The 15,266-nt window shown below is 69.8% G+C and carries 12 protein-coding genes and 2 pseudogenes; 10 read left to right on the forward strand and 4 right to left on the reverse strand.

Annotation, left to right across the window (positions count from 1 at the left end; genetic code table 11):
* Window positions 1–46: 46 nt before the first annotated feature.
* Both FA743_RS11685 and FA743_RS11690 read right to left on the reverse strand, forming a co-directional pair.
* Window positions 47–1,642 carry an ABC transporter substrate-binding protein gene (locus tag FA743_RS11685; RefSeq protein ID WP_136886281.1) on the reverse strand — a complete coding sequence of 532 codons (1,596 nt, stop codon included), beginning with the start codon at window positions 1,640–1,642 and terminating at the stop codon, window positions 47–49.
* A 42-nt stretch (window positions 1,643–1,684) separates the two neighbouring features.
* Entirely contained in the window at window positions 1,685–3,217 is a 1,533-nt protein-coding gene (locus FA743_RS11690) for a M81 family metallopeptidase (protein WP_136886282.1), read from the reverse strand.
* An 81-nt stretch (window positions 3,218–3,298) separates the two neighbouring features.
* Between FA743_RS11690 and FA743_RS11695 the strand changes: the two genes are divergently transcribed.
* From FA743_RS11695 to FA743_RS11725, 7 genes are all read left to right on the forward strand, one after another.
* Window positions 3,299–4,090 (forward strand): IclR family transcriptional regulator, encoded by a 792-nt coding sequence (locus tag FA743_RS11695; RefSeq protein ID WP_246054939.1) that lies wholly within the window; start codon window positions 3,299–3,301, stop codon window positions 4,088–4,090.
* 103 nt (window positions 4,091–4,193) lie between these two features.
* Window positions 4,194–5,228 (forward strand): glycosyltransferase, encoded by a 1,035-nt coding sequence (locus tag FA743_RS11700; RefSeq protein ID WP_169308863.1) that lies wholly within the window; start codon window positions 4,194–4,196, stop codon window positions 5,226–5,228.
* Entirely contained in the window at window positions 5,225–6,265 is a 1,041-nt protein-coding gene (locus FA743_RS11705; RefSeq protein ID WP_169308864.1) for an acyl-CoA dehydrogenase family protein, read from the forward strand. Before FA743_RS11700 ends, FA743_RS11705 begins: the two co-directional genes overlap by 4 nt.
* Complete coding sequence (locus tag FA743_RS11710) at window positions 6,262–6,951, forward strand: PIG-L deacetylase family protein (RefSeq protein ID WP_136886285.1); 690 nt, start codon at window positions 6,262–6,264, stop codon at window positions 6,949–6,951. The genes FA743_RS11705 and FA743_RS11710 overlap by 4 nt, the downstream gene beginning before the upstream one ends.
* Window positions 6,941–7,501, forward strand: coding sequence for an SAM-dependent methyltransferase (locus tag FA743_RS11715; protein ID WP_169308865.1), 561 nt, complete (start codon window positions 6,941–6,943; stop codon window positions 7,499–7,501). The genes FA743_RS11710 and FA743_RS11715 overlap by 11 nt, the downstream gene beginning before the upstream one ends.
* 162 nt (window positions 7,502–7,663) lie before the next feature.
* On the forward strand, window positions 7,664–11,287 hold the full coding sequence (locus FA743_RS11720; RefSeq protein WP_136886287.1) for a PAS domain S-box protein: 3,624 nt from the start codon (window positions 7,664–7,666) through the stop codon (window positions 11,285–11,287).
* Entirely contained in the window at window positions 11,280–11,645 is a 366-nt protein-coding gene (locus FA743_RS11725) for a response regulator (protein WP_136886288.1), read from the forward strand. The genes FA743_RS11720 and FA743_RS11725 overlap by 8 nt, the downstream gene beginning before the upstream one ends.
* Before the next feature lie 127 nt (window positions 11,646–11,772).
* Here the strand turns inward: FA743_RS11725 and FA743_RS20615 are convergent, their stop codons facing one another.
* Window positions 11,773–12,648, reverse strand: a complete 876-nt coding sequence (locus FA743_RS20615) for a YsnF/AvaK domain-containing protein (RefSeq protein ID WP_246054940.1) — start codon at window positions 12,646–12,648, stop codon at window positions 11,773–11,775.
* Complete coding sequence (locus tag FA743_RS20325) at window positions 12,638–13,072, reverse strand: YsnF/AvaK domain-containing protein (RefSeq protein WP_169308866.1); 435 nt, start codon at window positions 13,070–13,072, stop codon at window positions 12,638–12,640. Before FA743_RS20325 ends, FA743_RS20615 begins: the two co-directional genes overlap by 11 nt.
* Window positions 13,073–13,402: 330 nt before the next feature.
* Here FA743_RS20325 and FA743_RS11740 point away from each other — a divergent pair, with 330 nt between their 5' ends.
* The 3 genes and pseudogenes from FA743_RS11740 to FA743_RS20910 all read left to right on the forward strand — a co-directional run.
* On the forward strand, window positions 13,403–14,530 hold the full coding sequence (locus FA743_RS11740) for a YihY/virulence factor BrkB family protein (protein ID WP_246054941.1): 1,128 nt from the start codon (window positions 13,403–13,405) through the stop codon (window positions 14,528–14,530).
* Between the two features lie 57 nt (window positions 14,531–14,587).
* Window positions 14,588–14,919, forward strand: a pseudogene (locus FA743_RS20905) (hypothetical protein); the annotation flags it as partial.
* 68 nt (window positions 14,920–14,987) lie between these two features.
* Window positions 14,988–15,266 (forward strand): annotated as a pseudogene (locus tag FA743_RS20910) (IS481 family transposase); the annotation flags it as partial.

The following is a 15,266-nucleotide window of genomic DNA, read 5'->3' on the forward strand; positions in this document are numbered from 1 at the left end:
GATCGAAGAACGGCGGGGGCGGCACGGTCGCCGCCCCCGGCTTGGATCATTCCGCCTTCTGCATGCCCCAGAAGACCGGCACCGGCGACTGGATCATGGCGGTGATCGTGGCGCGGCGGGCCTGGGGCAGGGTGTACTGGCCAAGCGGGATCAGCAGCCCGTTGTCCAGCGCGTGGGTCTGGATCTGCTGGGCGACCTCGACCTGCGCCTCGGGCGTCTCGGCGTCGATGAAGTCCTCCTTGAGGGCCTCGATCGTCTCGTCCTCGGGCCAGCCGAACCAGGCGTCGCTGCCGCGCCCGTTCAGCATCGGGTTCGAGATCGGGTTCGAGATCTCGGGGACCATCCAGTTGGTGATGAAGATGTTCCAGCCGCCCTCGGCGGGCGCGGCCTGGCTGGCGCGGCGGGTGACCAGCGTCTGCCAGTCCATCGGCTGCAACTCGACCTCGAAGCCCGCCTCGCGCAGCATCTGCGACACGACCACCGGCTGCGTGGCCAAGGCCACCATGTCCGTGGGGGCCATCAGGACGACGGGGGTGCCGTCATAGCCCGCCTCTTCCAGCAGCGCGCGGGCCTCGTCGGCACCGCCCCCCTGCGTCAGCGTCTCGGCTTGGGCGTCGCTGGCCAAGGGCGTGCCGCAGCCCAGGATCGCGCCGCAGACCGAGTAGTATTCGGGGTTGCCGACCATCGCCGCCAGCACCGGTTCCTGCTGGATCGCCTTCAGCGCCGCCTGGCGGACCTGCTGGTTGTCGAAGGGCGGGTGCAGGAAGTTCATGCGGGTCATGGTCTGCATGCCGGTGGGCTCGCGGGTCTCGACCACCACGTTCGGATCGCCCTCCAGCAGCGGGATCAGGTCGACCTGCATCGCCTCGACATAATCGACCTCGCCGCCCGAGAGGGCGTTCACGGCGGTCTGGATGTCGGGCATGTTGACCCATTCGACGCGGTCCACATTGACGACCTTGCCCCCGGCCATCCAGTCGGCTGGCTCGTCGCGCGGGACATAGTCGTCGAACTTCTCGTAGACGACCATCAGGCCCGGCTGGAACTCGGCCTCGACGAAGCGGAAGGGGCCCGAGCCCACATATTCCGTGATCGCCTCGTCGGCCGAGGTCTCGGCGATGCGGGCGGGCATGATGAAGGGCGGCAGGGCGGATTGCTTGGACAGCACGTCCAGCATCGGCACGAAGGGCTCGGTCAGGGTCCAGGTGACCGTCGTGTCGTCGGTCGCCTCCAGGCTGGCGGTGCGGTCCATGATGACCTGCCCGCCCGCGTCCTTCTGGCCCCACCGGTTCAGCGAGGCGACCACATCGGCGGCGGTCACCGGGGCGCCGTCATGGAAGGTCAGCCCGTTGCGCAGGGTGAAGGTATAGGTCAGCATGTCGTCCGAGACGGTCCAGTCGGCCATCTGCGGCTGCGGCTGGAACTCCGAATCCTGCGCGATCAGCACGTCATAGATCATGTAGGCATGGTTGCGGGTGATGTGCGCGGTGGTGATGACCGGGTCCAGCACGCGCAGGCCGGAATGCATCACCGCCTTCACGGTGCTTTGCGCGAAGGCCGCGCCGGACAGCATCGTGGTCCCCAGAAGGGCCGCGGTGACGAGGGTTGCCGTCTTGGAGGCAAGGCTGAGTCGGTTGAACATGATGTCCTCTCTGTTGAACGGGTCCGCGGGGCGATCTTGGCGTCAGCCTTGCGCGGGGGGGATGAAGGCGGCGCCGCCCGGTTCCAGCCGCAAGCCGGAAGCGAGGTGGCGAAAGGGCAGGCTGGCCGGGCTGAGCGGCATGGGGCCGGGCGCGGTGCAGGTCAGGATGGCTTGGGCGATGGGCGCGAAATCGGCGCGGAAATGGTTCGAGCTTTTCACGACCAGGATCGCCTGATCCTCGGGGGCGATGCCCAGGAAACGGAACATCTGCCGGTCGGCCATCTGCGCCTTTTCCGAGGCGACGGCGACCCGCACGCCCCCGATCCGCAGGCAGGCCGAGGGCCCAAGCCGCAGATGCGCGCCGCCGTAATAGGGGCCGGTGGCGTGGCAATGGCCGTCCGACAGCGCCTCGACCGTGAAACTCGCGGTCAGGGGCGCGTCGCCGGGGATGTTGGACCTGCCGCCCAGGGGCAGGGTGATCGTCGCGCCGATGCCCGCCGTATGGGCGGCCGCGGCGGCCTCGGGGTCGCAGATCAGGCCGATGGCGGCGCCTTGGGCATCCGCCTCGATCAGCGCGCGCAGCATGCCGGTGGTGTCGGAATTGCCGCCCGCGCCGGGATTGTCCTGCGTGTCGACCAGGACCACGGGCCGGCGGGCGCTGGCCGCGAGGCGCTGTGCCTCGGCCACGCCCGCCTCCGGGTTATAGGAGCGGCCGTTGAAGGCGGGCTCGGCGGCGCGCAAGGCCTCCGCAATCTTGTCGGCCCAGGCCTCGGCGCGATCCTGGCTGTCGGCATAAGCGATGACCGAGGGGCGGCAATCGGTGAAATCCGCCGCCGGAAAGCCCATGAAGACCGAGGCGCAGATCCCTGCGGCATCGGCCTGATCCAGCAGGGCATAGATCCCGGCGGCGGGCTGCGCATCCGTCGCCTGCCAGGCGATGGGGATCAGGAAATCCAGCTGCCGGAATGCCGTGAAGCTGGGCGCGCCGGTCAGCAGCCGGTCCAGCTCGACCGCCGCGCGGCGGCCCGTCTCGGCCATGTCCACATGCGGGTAGGTCCGAAAGCCCACCATCCGGTCGGCGGCCCCGACCATCTGCGCGCTGAGATTGCCGTGCAGGTCCAGCGCCGCGACGACGGGCACGTCCGGCCCGACCTCGGCCCGGACCCGGGCCAGCAGCGCGCCCTCGCCATCGGGCGTGCCCTCGGCCATCATCGCGCCGTGCAGGTCCAGAAACACCCCGTCCAGCGGTCCGGCCTGCCGCAGCCCCGCGATGATCTCGTCGGTGATGGCCTGATAACAGGTCGCCGTGACCGGGGCCGAGGGCACGGCCCCCGCCCAGACCAGCGGCACCAGATCCCAGCCCTGCGCCTCGGCATGGGCGATGGCACCCGCGACTGGCAGGTTCACGTCGCGCGCCCCCGCCAGGATCTGCGCGCCCCGGCACAGCGGCAGATAGCCGCCGCCCTGCTGGAACGCCACCATGTCCGCCGCACTGGGGGCAAAGGAATTGCTCTCATGCACGAAGCCCGCCAGAGCGACGCGCCGGGGCCGGTCGGAAGTCGGGGAAGCCACCATAAAGTATTGCCATCCGATACGGTTGCATTGCATGGTGAGTGTATTGGTGCAGATTTTACGATGTCAACGCCGGAGATGCCCGTGGCGGACGATCAGCCGGTTTCAGCGAGGCCAGAGGCGCAGGATGCCCTGTTCATCCAGTCGCTTGCCCGGGGAATGAGCGTGCTGGAATCCTTTCAGGGCGCCGAGCGGGCCCTGACGCTGACCCAGATCGCCGCCCGCACCGGCCTGACCCGCAGCGCGGCGCAGCGCCTTGTGCACACCTTTCGCAAGCTGGGCTACCTGACCCTGGCCGAGGACGGGCGCGGCTTTCGGCTGGACCTGCCGGTGCTGGATCTGACTCATGACTACCTGCGGATGAACCCGCTGGTGCGCCGCGCCAGCCCGATCCTGCTGGAGCTGCGCCGCAATGCCCGCGAGCGGATCGACCTGTCGCTGTTCGACGGTCCGCGCATGGTCTATGCCGCCCGCATGCAGAGCAAGCGCGAGACCTTCTTCGCCACGCTGGTCGGCAACAGCGTGCCCACCGCCTGCACCTCGGGGGGTTGGGCGGTGATGGCGATGCTGCCCGCGCCCGAGGCCGAGGCTCTGCTGGCGAAGGCCCGCCACCCGCAGATGACGCCCCGCACCCTGACCGATCCTGACGCGATCCGCACCCAGATCGCGCAGGCCCGGCGGGACGGCCATGCCCTGGCGCTGGAGCAGATCCTGATGGGCGAGGTCGCGCTTGGGGTGGCCATTCCCGATGCCACGGGCCGCCCCGTCGCCGCGATCCACATCGCCGCCTCGCTGGCCGAATGGGACCCCGAGGAGTTTCGCCGCCGCATGGCGCCTCTGGCCGCCGAGGCGGTCCGCAGCATCGTCGCGGGCTGACAGGCCCGGCGCCGTCCTGCGCATGGCGTGGGCGCGCAGCAGTTTCCCGGGAACATCCCGGAGTGCGAAAGGTTGGGCGTTCGGTTTTACCCGGAGGACCTTGATGCACGGCGCACCCTTGATTGCATCCCGCCCGCGCCTGCCCGATCCCTTGACGCATGTCTCTGTCGCCATCCCGGTGCGCGACGAGGCCGACCGGATCCCCGCGCTGCTGGCCGCGCTGGCCGAGGCGGCGCACCACAGCGCGCTGCCGGTCGAGGCGGTGATCCTGGCCAACAACTGCACCGATGCCAGCGCCGAGGTGGCGGGGTCCTTCGCCCATCCCGCCCTGGCGGTCAGGGTGCACGCGGTCACCTTCCCCACGCCCGAGGCCAGCGCGGGCCGCGCGCGGCGCGTGGCAATGGACATGGCGGCGCGTCCGGGGGCGCTGCTGATGACGACCGATGCCGACGCCCTGCCGCAGCCGCGCTGGATCGCCGTCGCGGTCGAGACGGTGCAGCGCGGCGCCGATCTGGTCTGCGGGGCGATCACCTGCGAGGTGCCGCATGTGCTGGCCACGCTGTCGGGCGCCCGGATCACGCGGGCCGAACAGGCCTATGCAGCCCTTCAACACCAGATCCGCCATTGCATCGACCAGATGGCCGGGCGCCAGCCTCTGGGGGCGCCGCGTCCGCATTACATGGAATCGGGTGCTTCGATGGCGATCCGGGCGGACCGCTATCTGGCGGTCGGCGGCCTGCCGCGCATGGATCACAGCGAGGATCGCGCCATGGTCCACCGCGCCGAGAATGACGGCCTGTCGGTCCGCTATATGGCCGAGATGCAGGCCCGCGTCTCGGCCCGCCTGCAGGGACGGGCCGAGGGTGGGATGGCCGCCTGCCTGCGCCACCGCATGCAGGATCACGACCCGCTGGCCGATCAGGCGATGCTGCGCCCCGAGGTGCTGCGCGGGCTGTGGACGGTTGCGCTGTCGGGCGATCTGCCGGTCTATCCCGACCGCAGCCTGACCCCTGACACGCCCCTGCGCGCCTCGGATCTGGAAGCGCACCTGGATGCGCTGTCCCGGCTTCTGGAGGGCACGGTCCGCCCGGATTTCGCGGCATGGCGGGCGCAGCATGCGCCGATGGCGGCCGAATGACCTGCACCATCGCACAGGCGGAACAGCTGCTGGACCGGGCGCCCCGGGACGGCGCGGACGGCCCCTCGGGGCCGGCGCTGGCGGCGGCGCTGCGGCAAAGCGGGCTGCTGGCCGAGTGTCTGGACCTTGCCCATCAGCCGTCCGATCCGCTGCGGCTGCTGGATGCGCTGGCGCGGGTGGGCCGGGTCAACCTGTCGGCGGGCCGCATCTTCGAGGGCCATGTGAACGCGGTCAAGCTGCTGCACCTGCATGGCGGCCCGCTGGAGGCCGTGCGCCAAGGCCTGCTGCACGGAATCTGGGGCGCCGACGGTCCCGACCCCGCCCGGCTGGAGGGCGGCACCCTGCGCGGCCAGAAGCTGTTCGCCAGCGGCGCCGATGTGCTGGACCGGATGATCGTCACCGCCCGGTCCGACCGGGGGCTGCATCTGCTGATGTTCACCCGCGACCAGCTGGCGGGGCGGCTGTTCCCGGGCGAATGGCAGGTCTCGGGGATGAAGGCCACCGCCTCGGGGCGCTGCGATCTGGAGGGGCTGGCGCTGGCCGATGCCGTCCAGCTGGGCGCGCCCGACGCCTACATGACCGAGCCGCATTTCCACGGGGGCGTCTGGCGCTATGCCGCCGTGCAGCTGGGCGCCATGCGCGCGCTGACCGCCATGACCGCCGACCAGCTGACCGCACGGAGCCAGCAGGACGCGCCGTTGCAGGCCATGCGCCTGCACCGCATGATCACCGCCTGTGAGACGGCGCGGCTGTGGCTGGCGCAGGCGGCCTGCCGGGTCGAGCGCGACGGCGCCATGCCTGCCGATGCCGAGGCATCGATCCTGGCCCGGCTGGTCACCGCTGAAGAGGCGGTGGCGCTGCTGGCGGTCATGGATCAGGCGCTCGGCGCGGCCTCCTTCGCGACTGCGCATCCCGCCGACCGGGTGCGCCGCGACCTTGGCCTCTATCTGCGGCAGGCAGGGCCGGATGCGCTGGCCTTGGCCTCGGTGACGCGCATCCTGGCTGATCCGGCGTTGCGCGCGCGGTGGATCGGATGAGCGGCTTTCTGGATCATGTCGCGGACGCCCCTGAGATCGCCGTTGCGGCCTTGCTGGGCGACCGTCCGCTGGTGGTGCTGGCGCCGCATCCCGATGACGAGACCCTGGGCTGCGGCGCGCTGCTCTTCGATGCCGCCGGGGCAGGGACGCCTTGCCATGTCATCTGTGTGACGGATGGCGCGCGCTCGCATCCCGGGTCGCGCGCCTGGCCCGCCGCGCGTCTGGCGCAGGCGCGGCAGGACGAATTGCGCGCCGCCGTCCGCATCCTGGCCCCTGCCGCCAGCGTGACTTGGCTCGGCCATCCCGATTGCGGCGCGCCGGATGATGCGGGGGCGGCGGAGGCCATCGCGCGGCTGGTCCCGCAGGGCGCGCTGCTGCTGGCCAGCTGGGGCGACGATCCGCATATCGATCACCAGCAGGTCGCGCGGCTGGCCTATCGGATCGCCGCCGCCCGCCCAGATCTGGCGCTGGCCTTCTATCCGATCTGGGGCCGCTTCACCGACCTGCAGGCCCCGGCGCTGCGGATCGAGGCCACGGACGCCGCCTGCGATGCAAAGGCTCGCGCGCTGGCCTGCCATCGCACGCAGATGACCGCGCTGATCGACGACGACCCCGAGGGTTTCGTCATGACGAAAGCGCATCAATCCCATTTCCTGACCCATCCGGAGATCGTCATTGCCCCGTAAGGACACGCTGGACCATCTGACACGGCTCTATTCGGCCAGCGACGACCCGTGGGACCACCGCACCAGCGCCTATGAGGCGGGGAAATACGCGGCCACTCTGGCGGCCATCGGCCCCGGCCCCTTCCGCGAGGCGCTGGAGATCGGCTGCGGGAACGGCACCCTCGCGCGGCAACTGGCCCTGCGCTGCACCCGGCTGACGGTGATGGACTGCATTCCCGCCGCCCTGCAGGCGGCCCGGCAGGTGTTGGCGCCGCTGGCTCAGGTCACCGTGATCGAGGGCGCCGCGCCGCAGGATCTGCCCCGGCTGGACCCCGATCTGGTAGTGCTGTCCGAGGTGCTGTATTTCCTGACCCCCGACGAGATCGCGGACCTTGGCCGCTGGCTGCGCGACCATGCCACCGGCCCGGTCATCGCCGTGAACTGGACCGGCCCGACCGACGAGGCCCTGGACGGCGCCTCGGCCGTGGCGCTTCTGGCAGAAGCCCTGGGGCCGGGCACGACGGATCACCACGAGGGCTTTCGCGTCGACCGCTTCGATCTGCCCGGGTGAGGCGGGGATGCGGTCGGGAGGCCGTGACGATGACGTTGGGGGCGGGGACATTGGGGGCGGGGGCGGTTCGGTTGCGACCATCGGTCCCGAACGGAATCGTTGGATTTGTGGCGCCGCTTGGGCGATGAAAGACCAGTTGGTTCAGGAAGGATTGCGTCCGTCATGACCGGTCATCCCGATTTCGCGGACAGCGTCATCACCGGTGCCCTGGACCGGCGCCCGTCGCGCAAGCCCGATTACAAGGCCGAGACCGAGGCCCTGGCGGCCCTGTCCGATGCGCTGAGCGACGGCCCCGCGGGCGTGTTCCAGCATCTGGCGCGGACCGTCCTGCGCCTGACCGGGGCCGGGTCCGCCGGGATCGCGTTTCAGGACGCCGGCGGGACCGGCCTGCGCTGGATCGCCGCTGCCGGGTTGTGGGCACCGCATCTGGACGGGGTCCTGCCGCAGCCGGAGCCGGCCTGCATCGACCTTCTGAAAGAGGCGCCGGTCCTGCTGCTCAGCCTGCCACAGCGCGCGCTTCCGGCCTTGCCCCCCGACCCGGCCGAGGCCCTGCTGGCGCCGGTCCTGGTCGCGGGCACGGCGGTCGGCACGCTCTGGGCCTTGCGGCATGGCGAGAGCGCCGGGTTCCAGGCCGAGGATGCGCGGCTGTTGAAAAGCCTCGCGCGCTTTGCCTCGCTGGCCCGGACCATGGCGCTGGCCCTGACCTCGGCGGAAGAGCGGCGGGCGGTCAGCGACGCGCGCCTGTCGGTGCTGGCCCGCGCCAGTTCGGACGTCTTCTACACCATGAACGCCGACATGAGCGAATTGCGCGCGCTGCAGGGCGGAGATTTCGTACCCGACACGGTCATCCCAAGCGCCGACTGGATGCGGGACTATCTGCCGCCCGAAGAGCATCCCCGGACGCTGGCCGCCATCCGCGACGCGATAGACCGCAAGGGCATCTTCCAGCTGGAACATCGGGTGCGCCGGATCGACGGCCGCATCGGATGGGCGCAGTCGCGCGCCGTGCCGATCCTGGATGCGCGGGGCGAGATCGTGGAATGGTTCGGCGCGGCCAGCGACGTGACCGCCCGCAAGCAGGCCGAGGACGGCCTGCGCGACAGCGAGGCGCGGTTCCGGGCCTTCGCGCTGGCCAGTTCGGACGTGATCTACCGCATGAGCGCGGACTGGACGCAGATGGACCAGCTGGAGGGCCAGGCCTTCCTGCCCGACGCGCCCGAGACGGGCGCGGGCTGGCTGGACCGCTATCTTCCTCCCGACGACCGGGCCTATGTCGATGCGGCCATCGCGAGGGCGATCGAGACGCGGTCGGTCTTCGATCTGGAGCATCGCGTCATCCGCCGCGACGGCAGCCCGGGCTGGGCCCGCTCGCGCGTGGTGCCGGTCCTGTCCGGGGATGGCCGGATCCTGGAATGGCTGGGCGCCGCCAGCGACATCACCGCCACGCGGCAGGCGGCGCAGGCGCAGGCCGAGGCCGAGGCCGCGCTGCGTGCCTCGGAGGAGCGGCAGGCCTTCCTGTTCCGGCTCAGCGATGCGCTGCGCACGGTGGTCGATCCGGCCGGCATCATCAGGGCCACCAGTGCGCTGCTGGGCCGGCATCTAGGCGTCGGGCGCTGCGGCTTCGGCCAGCTGGACGAGGCGGGGCAGATGTTCACCGTGCAGGAGGAATGGACCAACGGCACGATGGCCGGACATGTCGCCACCTGCCGCGTCGACGATTTCGGCCCTGCCGCGCGGGCGCTGTACATCCGGGGCGAGCCGCTGATCGTCGTGGACACGCGCGACGACCCGCGCCTGGACGAGGTGCGGCAGGCCTTCGACGATCTGGGGGGGATGCGGTCCGGGATCGCGGTGCCGCTGATCCGCGACGGGCGCTGGATCGCCTGTTTCTATGTCCAGCAGACGGCCCCGCGCCACTGGACGGACGAGGACCGGGCGCTGGTCCTCGAGGTGGCCGAGCGGACCTGGACGGCGGTCGAACATGCCCGCGCCCAGCAGGCCGTGCGCGACAGCGAGGCGCGGTTCCGGCAACTGGCCGAGGTCTCGCCCGATGTCATCTGGGTCCGCAACATCCGCACCGGGAGGATCGAATATGTCAGCCCCGCCTTTGTCCAGGTCTATGGCATCAGCCCGGACGGCGTCCCCGACGAGATCACCCTGGGCGCCTGGACCGCGCTGGTCCATCCCGAGGATCTGGACCGGACGATCGCCAATCTTGACCGGGTCAAGGCGGGCGAGCAGGTCACCCACGAGTTCCGCATCCGCCACGGGCGCGACGGCGATCTGCGCTGGATCCGCGACACCGACTTTCCGCTGACCGATCCGCAGGGCGTGGTCCAGCGCATCGCCGGGATCGGACAGGACATCACCGTGCAGAAGAGGTCCTTGGCCGCCCTGCGCGAACGCGAGGAACGGCTGGCCCTGATTGTCGAGAATGCCCGCGATTATGCGATCTTCACCACCGATCTGGAGGGCGGGATCACCGACTGGTGGCAGGGCGCCGAGGCCGTCTTCGGCTGGACCCGCGCCGAGGTTCTGGGCATGGACATCCGCGTGCTGTTCGCCGACGAGGACCGCGACGCGGGCGCTCCGGCGGCCGAGATGCGGCGGGCCCTGGACGAGGGTCGCGCCTCGGACAGCCGCTGGCATCCGCGCAGGGATGGCAGCCGGGTGTTCATCGAGGGGGCGCTGACGCGGCTCGGGCCCCGCGAGGCCGCCACGGGATTTCTGAAGATCGGGCAGGATGTCACCGACCGCCACCGCGCCGCCGATGCGCTGCAGGCCAGCGAGGCGCGGCTGAAGACCTTGGTCGAAGGCATCCCGCAGCTGGTCTGGCGGGCCTGCGACAAGGGCAACTGGACCTGGGTCAGCCCGCAATGGCTGGACTTCACCGGCCAGAGCCCCGAGGACAGCCTGGGCGGCGGCTGGTACGATGCGGTCCATCCCGATGACCGCGACATGGCGCGGCTGGCCTGGGACGCGGCGCCGGCCCGGGGTTGGCTGGATGTCGAATACCGCATCCGGCGGGTGTCGGACGGGGCCTGGATCTGGCATCACAGTCGGTCGGTTCCGGTGCGCAGCGATACCGGGCGCATCGGCGAATGGCTGGGCACCTCGACCGATGTGCAGGCGCTGAAGGAATTGCAGGAACGCCAGGACGTGCTGGTCGCCGAGTTGCAGCACCGCACGCGCAACCTGATCGCGGTCATCCGCTCGATCTCGGACAAGACCGCGCGGGGCAGCGACAGCGTGGCCGAGTTCCGCAGCCGCTTCCACGACCGGCTGTCGGCGCTGGCCCGGGTGCAGGGGCTGCTGTCGCGCCTGTCCGATCCCGACCGGGTGACCTTCGACGAACTGATCGGCGCCGAACTGGCCGCGATGTGCGGCGAGTGCGACCGGCTGACCCTGCGCGGGCCGCCCGGCATCCGGCTGCGGTCCTCGACCGTGCAGACGCTGGCGATGGCGCTGCACGAACTGGCCACCAACGCGGTCAAGTACGGCGCGCTCCGGCAGCCCGAGGGACGGCTGGAGGTCCTGTGGTTGCTGGAGCCCTCGGGCGAGGGCGGGCAACCCTGGCTGCATATCGACTGGCGCGAGACCGGTGTCGCGATGCCCGCCTTCGGCACGCCGCTCCCGGATCACGGTCAGGGGCGCGAGCTGATCGAGCGGGCGCTGCCCTATCAGCTGAACGCCCGCACATCCTATGATCTGGGCCGCGAGGGGGTGCATTGCACGATCTCGCTGCCCGTCTCGGCCAGTGCCGGTCCGGGGGACGCGCATGCCTAGACTGCATCATCGCACCATCCTGATCGTCGAGGACGAATATCTGCTGGCCTGCGAACTGGAGACCCAGCTGCGCGAGGCAGGGGCCTGCGTGCTGGGTCCGGTCGGATCGCTGCAGGATGCGCTGGATCTGCTGGCCTCGGGGCAGCATGTCGACGGCGCCATCCTGGACGTGAACCTTCAGGGCGCGGCGGTCTTTCCGGTGGCCGACATGCTGCTGGACCGAGACGTGCCCTTCGTCTTCACCACCGGCTATGACGATCTGGTCCTGCCCGCGCGGCTGAGGCAGGCCCTGCGCTATGAGAAGCCGCTGGATATCGCCGTGGTCCTGCGCCGGATCCGGCAGCTGATCGAGGGCTGAGGGTTGCGGGCCCGAGTTGTCGGCCTGTAGCCCCGAGCGGAACTGGCATTGAAAAACCCCCGCCGGGCAAAGGCCCGGCGGGGGTCTGTCGGATCGACGGGCCCGGTTTCCCGGGCCGGTCTGCCGCTTACTTGCGGGTCGGGTTCAGGCCGGTGCGATCCGCGGCGCTGCGGTCATCCTCTACCTCGACCTCGGTGTGGCGCACGGTGTCCGAGACGGTTTCCTGATGGCTGTCGCTGACCTTGCGCAGACCGATCTCCTCGACGACGCGGGCCTCCTTCGAGACGACGGCCTCCTCGGCATATTCCTCGGCCTCGATGGTGCGGTCCTGGAAGGCGGCCTCGGTGCCGGTGACGGCGCGGTCAACGGGGCGACGCTCCAGTTCCACGCGCTCTTCGCGCAGGTTCACGGTCTCATTGACCGGCTCCTCGACGGTATAGGCACGGACGCGGACACGGCCGTGGCTGGTGTCGCGCTTGCCGATGGCCAGACGCTCCTCGACGACCGGGATGCTGTCCTGATCGGTCGCGGCGGGGGTGCGCGCGGTGTCGGCGGAGGTTGCACCGCCTGCCATGCCGCCGGCAGCATAGGGGCTGGATTCGTAGCCGCCCCAGCCTTCCGAGCGCCAGTCGGCCTCGCGGGCGTCCAGATCGATGGTGCCCTCGTCATCGAGGATATCCAGCACCTGATCGTACTCCGCCGAGGTCAGGTTGGTCACTGTCACCAGGCAGCCGCCGCGCGACAGGCCCTCGGCATAGGTGTAGCGGTCCTCGTCGGGGAAGAAGAAGTCGCTGAGGCTGTCCCAGAAACCCTTGTCCTGCTCGGGCGCGCGGTTCGCGGCGGTCAGGTCGCTTGCGCCTTCGGTCATGCGGATCTGGCTGTCCGAGACGCCGGTGCCCTTCAGGCGGTCGACGGCGGATTGCGCGTCGGCACGGCTGTCGAACATGGCCGAGACCGAACGGTTCGCGGCGCCGGTCATTGCGGTTTCGTTGTCATAGGTCATTGCGGTCATCCTTTGAAGGGGAGGGCAGGGGGGCGGTCCCGGGTTCGTCGGGATCCAGATGTTCGACATGGGCAGTCTGCCGCCTGACCGACACCGGCACCTCCTGGGTGTCCTGGAAGTCGATCCGCCGGATGTGGATCTCTTCGCGCAGATACAGTTCGCGCGTCATCACCATGCGTTCCTCGACCACCGGAATGATGGTCAACTCGCCCGAGGTGGTGATCTCGGGCACCTCGTCGATCCTGCGATCGATCGGCACGCGAACGACATGCACCTCGGTGCCCGACAGTTCGACGGGCAGGGTGCTGTCGATGGTCTCGGTCGAGGTGCTGACGCGCACCCGACCGGTCATCCGGCGGTCCTTGGTGATGGTCAGCCGCTCCTCCATCACGGGAAGAACGGCGTCGTCGCGGTCGTCTGCCATGTCGGCCTCCTGTGGTGCGACTAAACAGATTGGTCTGCCGATTGTTCCGGCACCGCGCGCACGGTTTTGTGGGGGTCGCCGGTCCTTCGCCCCGCCGGCGAGGGGCCTGCAATCAGCACGGGAACAAGGGGTCCGACCCACCCGCAGGGGGCCGCTGGCGCGGGTCCGCCAGAGCTGCCAGCCTGCCCGCAGGCGGGGCCCATGATCCGCGCAGCCGAGGGTGCCGCCCTCGATCCCACAGCGCGGCGACAAGGAACAATGCGGCCGTTCACGACTTCGTTGACCAGCACTCAACGTCCCGGACCGGGGCGCCCTGCAGGAGAACGACACGTGACGACCCGGACATCCCCCACCGACAGCGGCCAGACCGACAGCGGCCAGGCCGCCTCGGCCCCCACGCATATCCCCGCCCCGGGCTGGAAGGACATCCTGATGCGGGTCAAGGCCGAGATCGCCCGCGATCACATCTCGGTCGTGTCGGCAGGAATCGCCTTCTACACGCTGCTGTCGATCTTCCCGGCCATCGTCGCGATGATCTCGATCGCCGGTCTGGTCTTCGATCCCGCCGAGATCGCCAGCCAGGCGGCGGCAGTGGCCGACATGCTTCCCGAGGAGGCTGCGGCCATCCTGCAGGACCAGATCGCCAAGGTCTCGGGCGGCGACCAGACGGGCACCGGGCTGGTCGCTTTGTTCGGCATCGTCATCGCGCTCTACGGCGCCATGAAGGGCGTGATGACGCTGATGGAAGGGCTGAACATCGCCTATGACGAGGACGAGACGCGCGGCACCGTCCGGCTGTACCTGACCGCCATCGCCCTGACCCTGGGCCTGATCCTGGGGCTGATCGCGGGCATGGCGCTGGTCATCCTGCTGCCGTCGCTGGCGGCCTTCGGCTGGCTGCCTCCGGCGGCCGGAACGGCCATCGAATGGCTGAAATGGCCGGTGCTGGCGGTGCTGACCATGCTGGGTCTGGGCGCCGTCTACCGCTTCGGCCCGTCGCGCGCCAATCCCCGGTGGGCCTGGGTCAGCGTGGGCGCGGTCTCGGCGACCGTGCTGTGGATCCTGGGGACGATGGCCTTCTCGGTCTATGCGCAGAATTTCGGCAGCTATACCGAGACCTATGGCACGCTTGGCGGCGTGATCATCCTGCTGACCTGGATGTGGCTCTCGGCCTTCGTGGTGCTGGCGGGCGCCGAGTTGAACGCCGAGACCGAACAGCAGACCGCCCGTGACACGACCACCGGCACGCCCGAGCCGATGGGCCGGCGCGATGCGGTCAAGGCCGACACGCCGCCCTCGGGCAAGAGTCCCGAAAGGACGGACCGGCGGGACGATCAGTCGGACCCCGATCCAGACCGCGCGGGCGGCAGGCCGCTATCCGCAGGGGCCGAGGTCTCGCTGGCGCTCGTGCTGCTGGGCAGCGCCGCGATGAAGGCGGTCCGCAAGCCCGGGGCCTAGGTGTTTGATCCCACGGTTTGATGGTGCGATCCTTTCTCAGGAATGGAAGGATGCCCTATGGGACAAGCTCGCCATGGAAGCGCCACGACCACGCACGCCGTCAGAGCTGCAATGATGAGGGCTGGCCCGCCATCGGTCCGAGGGTCGGCCCGAATGATCGCAAGCTTCGTTCGCGACGTTGAGCCGGGATCTGGGGAGTGAGGAGGATCAGAAAACGATCCAGTGAATCGTTTTCCCGACGAACCCGAAGACGGTTGCGAAGTGGCGCAAGCGCCAGACAGATCGAGGACCTCAGGACCGGGCCGAGAGAGCCCCGCTCGACGATCCTGACCGAGGCGGAGGAGGCGACCGTCGTGGCTTTTCGGCGGCACACGCTGCTGCCGCTGGAGTTCAAGCGTCAAGCAAACGATCCGGGGAATCGTTTGTCGCGCCGAACGCCTCTCTGCCCTGCAGCCATCCATCCCGCACACGCTCGGCACTGCATCGGTGCCCGGCACGCGCCACGGCATTTCTCGGCTGCCTGACATGGGAGGCGACAAGCCGAAGAGGCAGAAGTTCAAGCGCTATCCGATCGGCTTCTTTCACATCGACATCGCCGAGGTGCAGACCGCTGAGGGAAAGCTGTTTCTGTTCGTCGGCATCGACCGCACGAGCAAATTTGCCGTGACCCAGTTGGTCGACAAGGCGGACAGGAAGACGGCCTGGGAGTTCCTGCAGCACCTGCTCGAGGCATTCG

Origin of the sequence: Paracoccus gahaiensis, assembly GCF_005048225.1 — a bacterium.
Taxonomy (GTDB): domain Bacteria; phylum Pseudomonadota; class Alphaproteobacteria; order Rhodobacterales; family Rhodobacteraceae; genus Paracoccus; species Paracoccus gahaiensis.

Coding starts and splice junctions, on each gene's coding strand:
- FA743_RS11690 (WP_136886282.1), bottom strand. CDS start 3,217: ATGGTGGCTTCCCCGACTTCCGACCGGCCCCGGCGCGTCGCTCTGGCG.
- FA743_RS11725 (WP_136886288.1), top strand. CDS start 11,280: ATGCCTAGACTGCATCATCGCACCATCCTGATCGTCGAGGACGAATAT.
- FA743_RS20615 (WP_246054940.1), bottom strand. CDS start 12,648: ATGACCTATGACAACGAAACCGCAATGACCGGCGCCGCGAACCGTTCG.
- FA743_RS11700 (WP_169308863.1), top strand. CDS start 4,194: ATGCACGGCGCACCCTTGATTGCATCCCGCCCGCGCCTGCCCGATCCC.
- FA743_RS11685 (WP_136886281.1), bottom strand. CDS start 1,642: ATGTTCAACCGACTCAGCCTTGCCTCCAAGACGGCAACCCTCGTCACC.
- FA743_RS20325 (WP_169308866.1), bottom strand. CDS start 13,072: ATGGCAGACGACCGCGACGACGCCGTTCTTCCCGTGATGGAGGAGCGG.
- FA743_RS11720 (WP_136886287.1), top strand. CDS start 7,664: ATGACCGGTCATCCCGATTTCGCGGACAGCGTCATCACCGGTGCCCTG.
- FA743_RS11710 (WP_136886285.1), top strand. CDS start 6,262: ATGAGCGGCTTTCTGGATCATGTCGCGGACGCCCCTGAGATCGCCGTT.
- FA743_RS11705 (WP_169308864.1), top strand. CDS start 5,225: ATGACCTGCACCATCGCACAGGCGGAACAGCTGCTGGACCGGGCGCCC.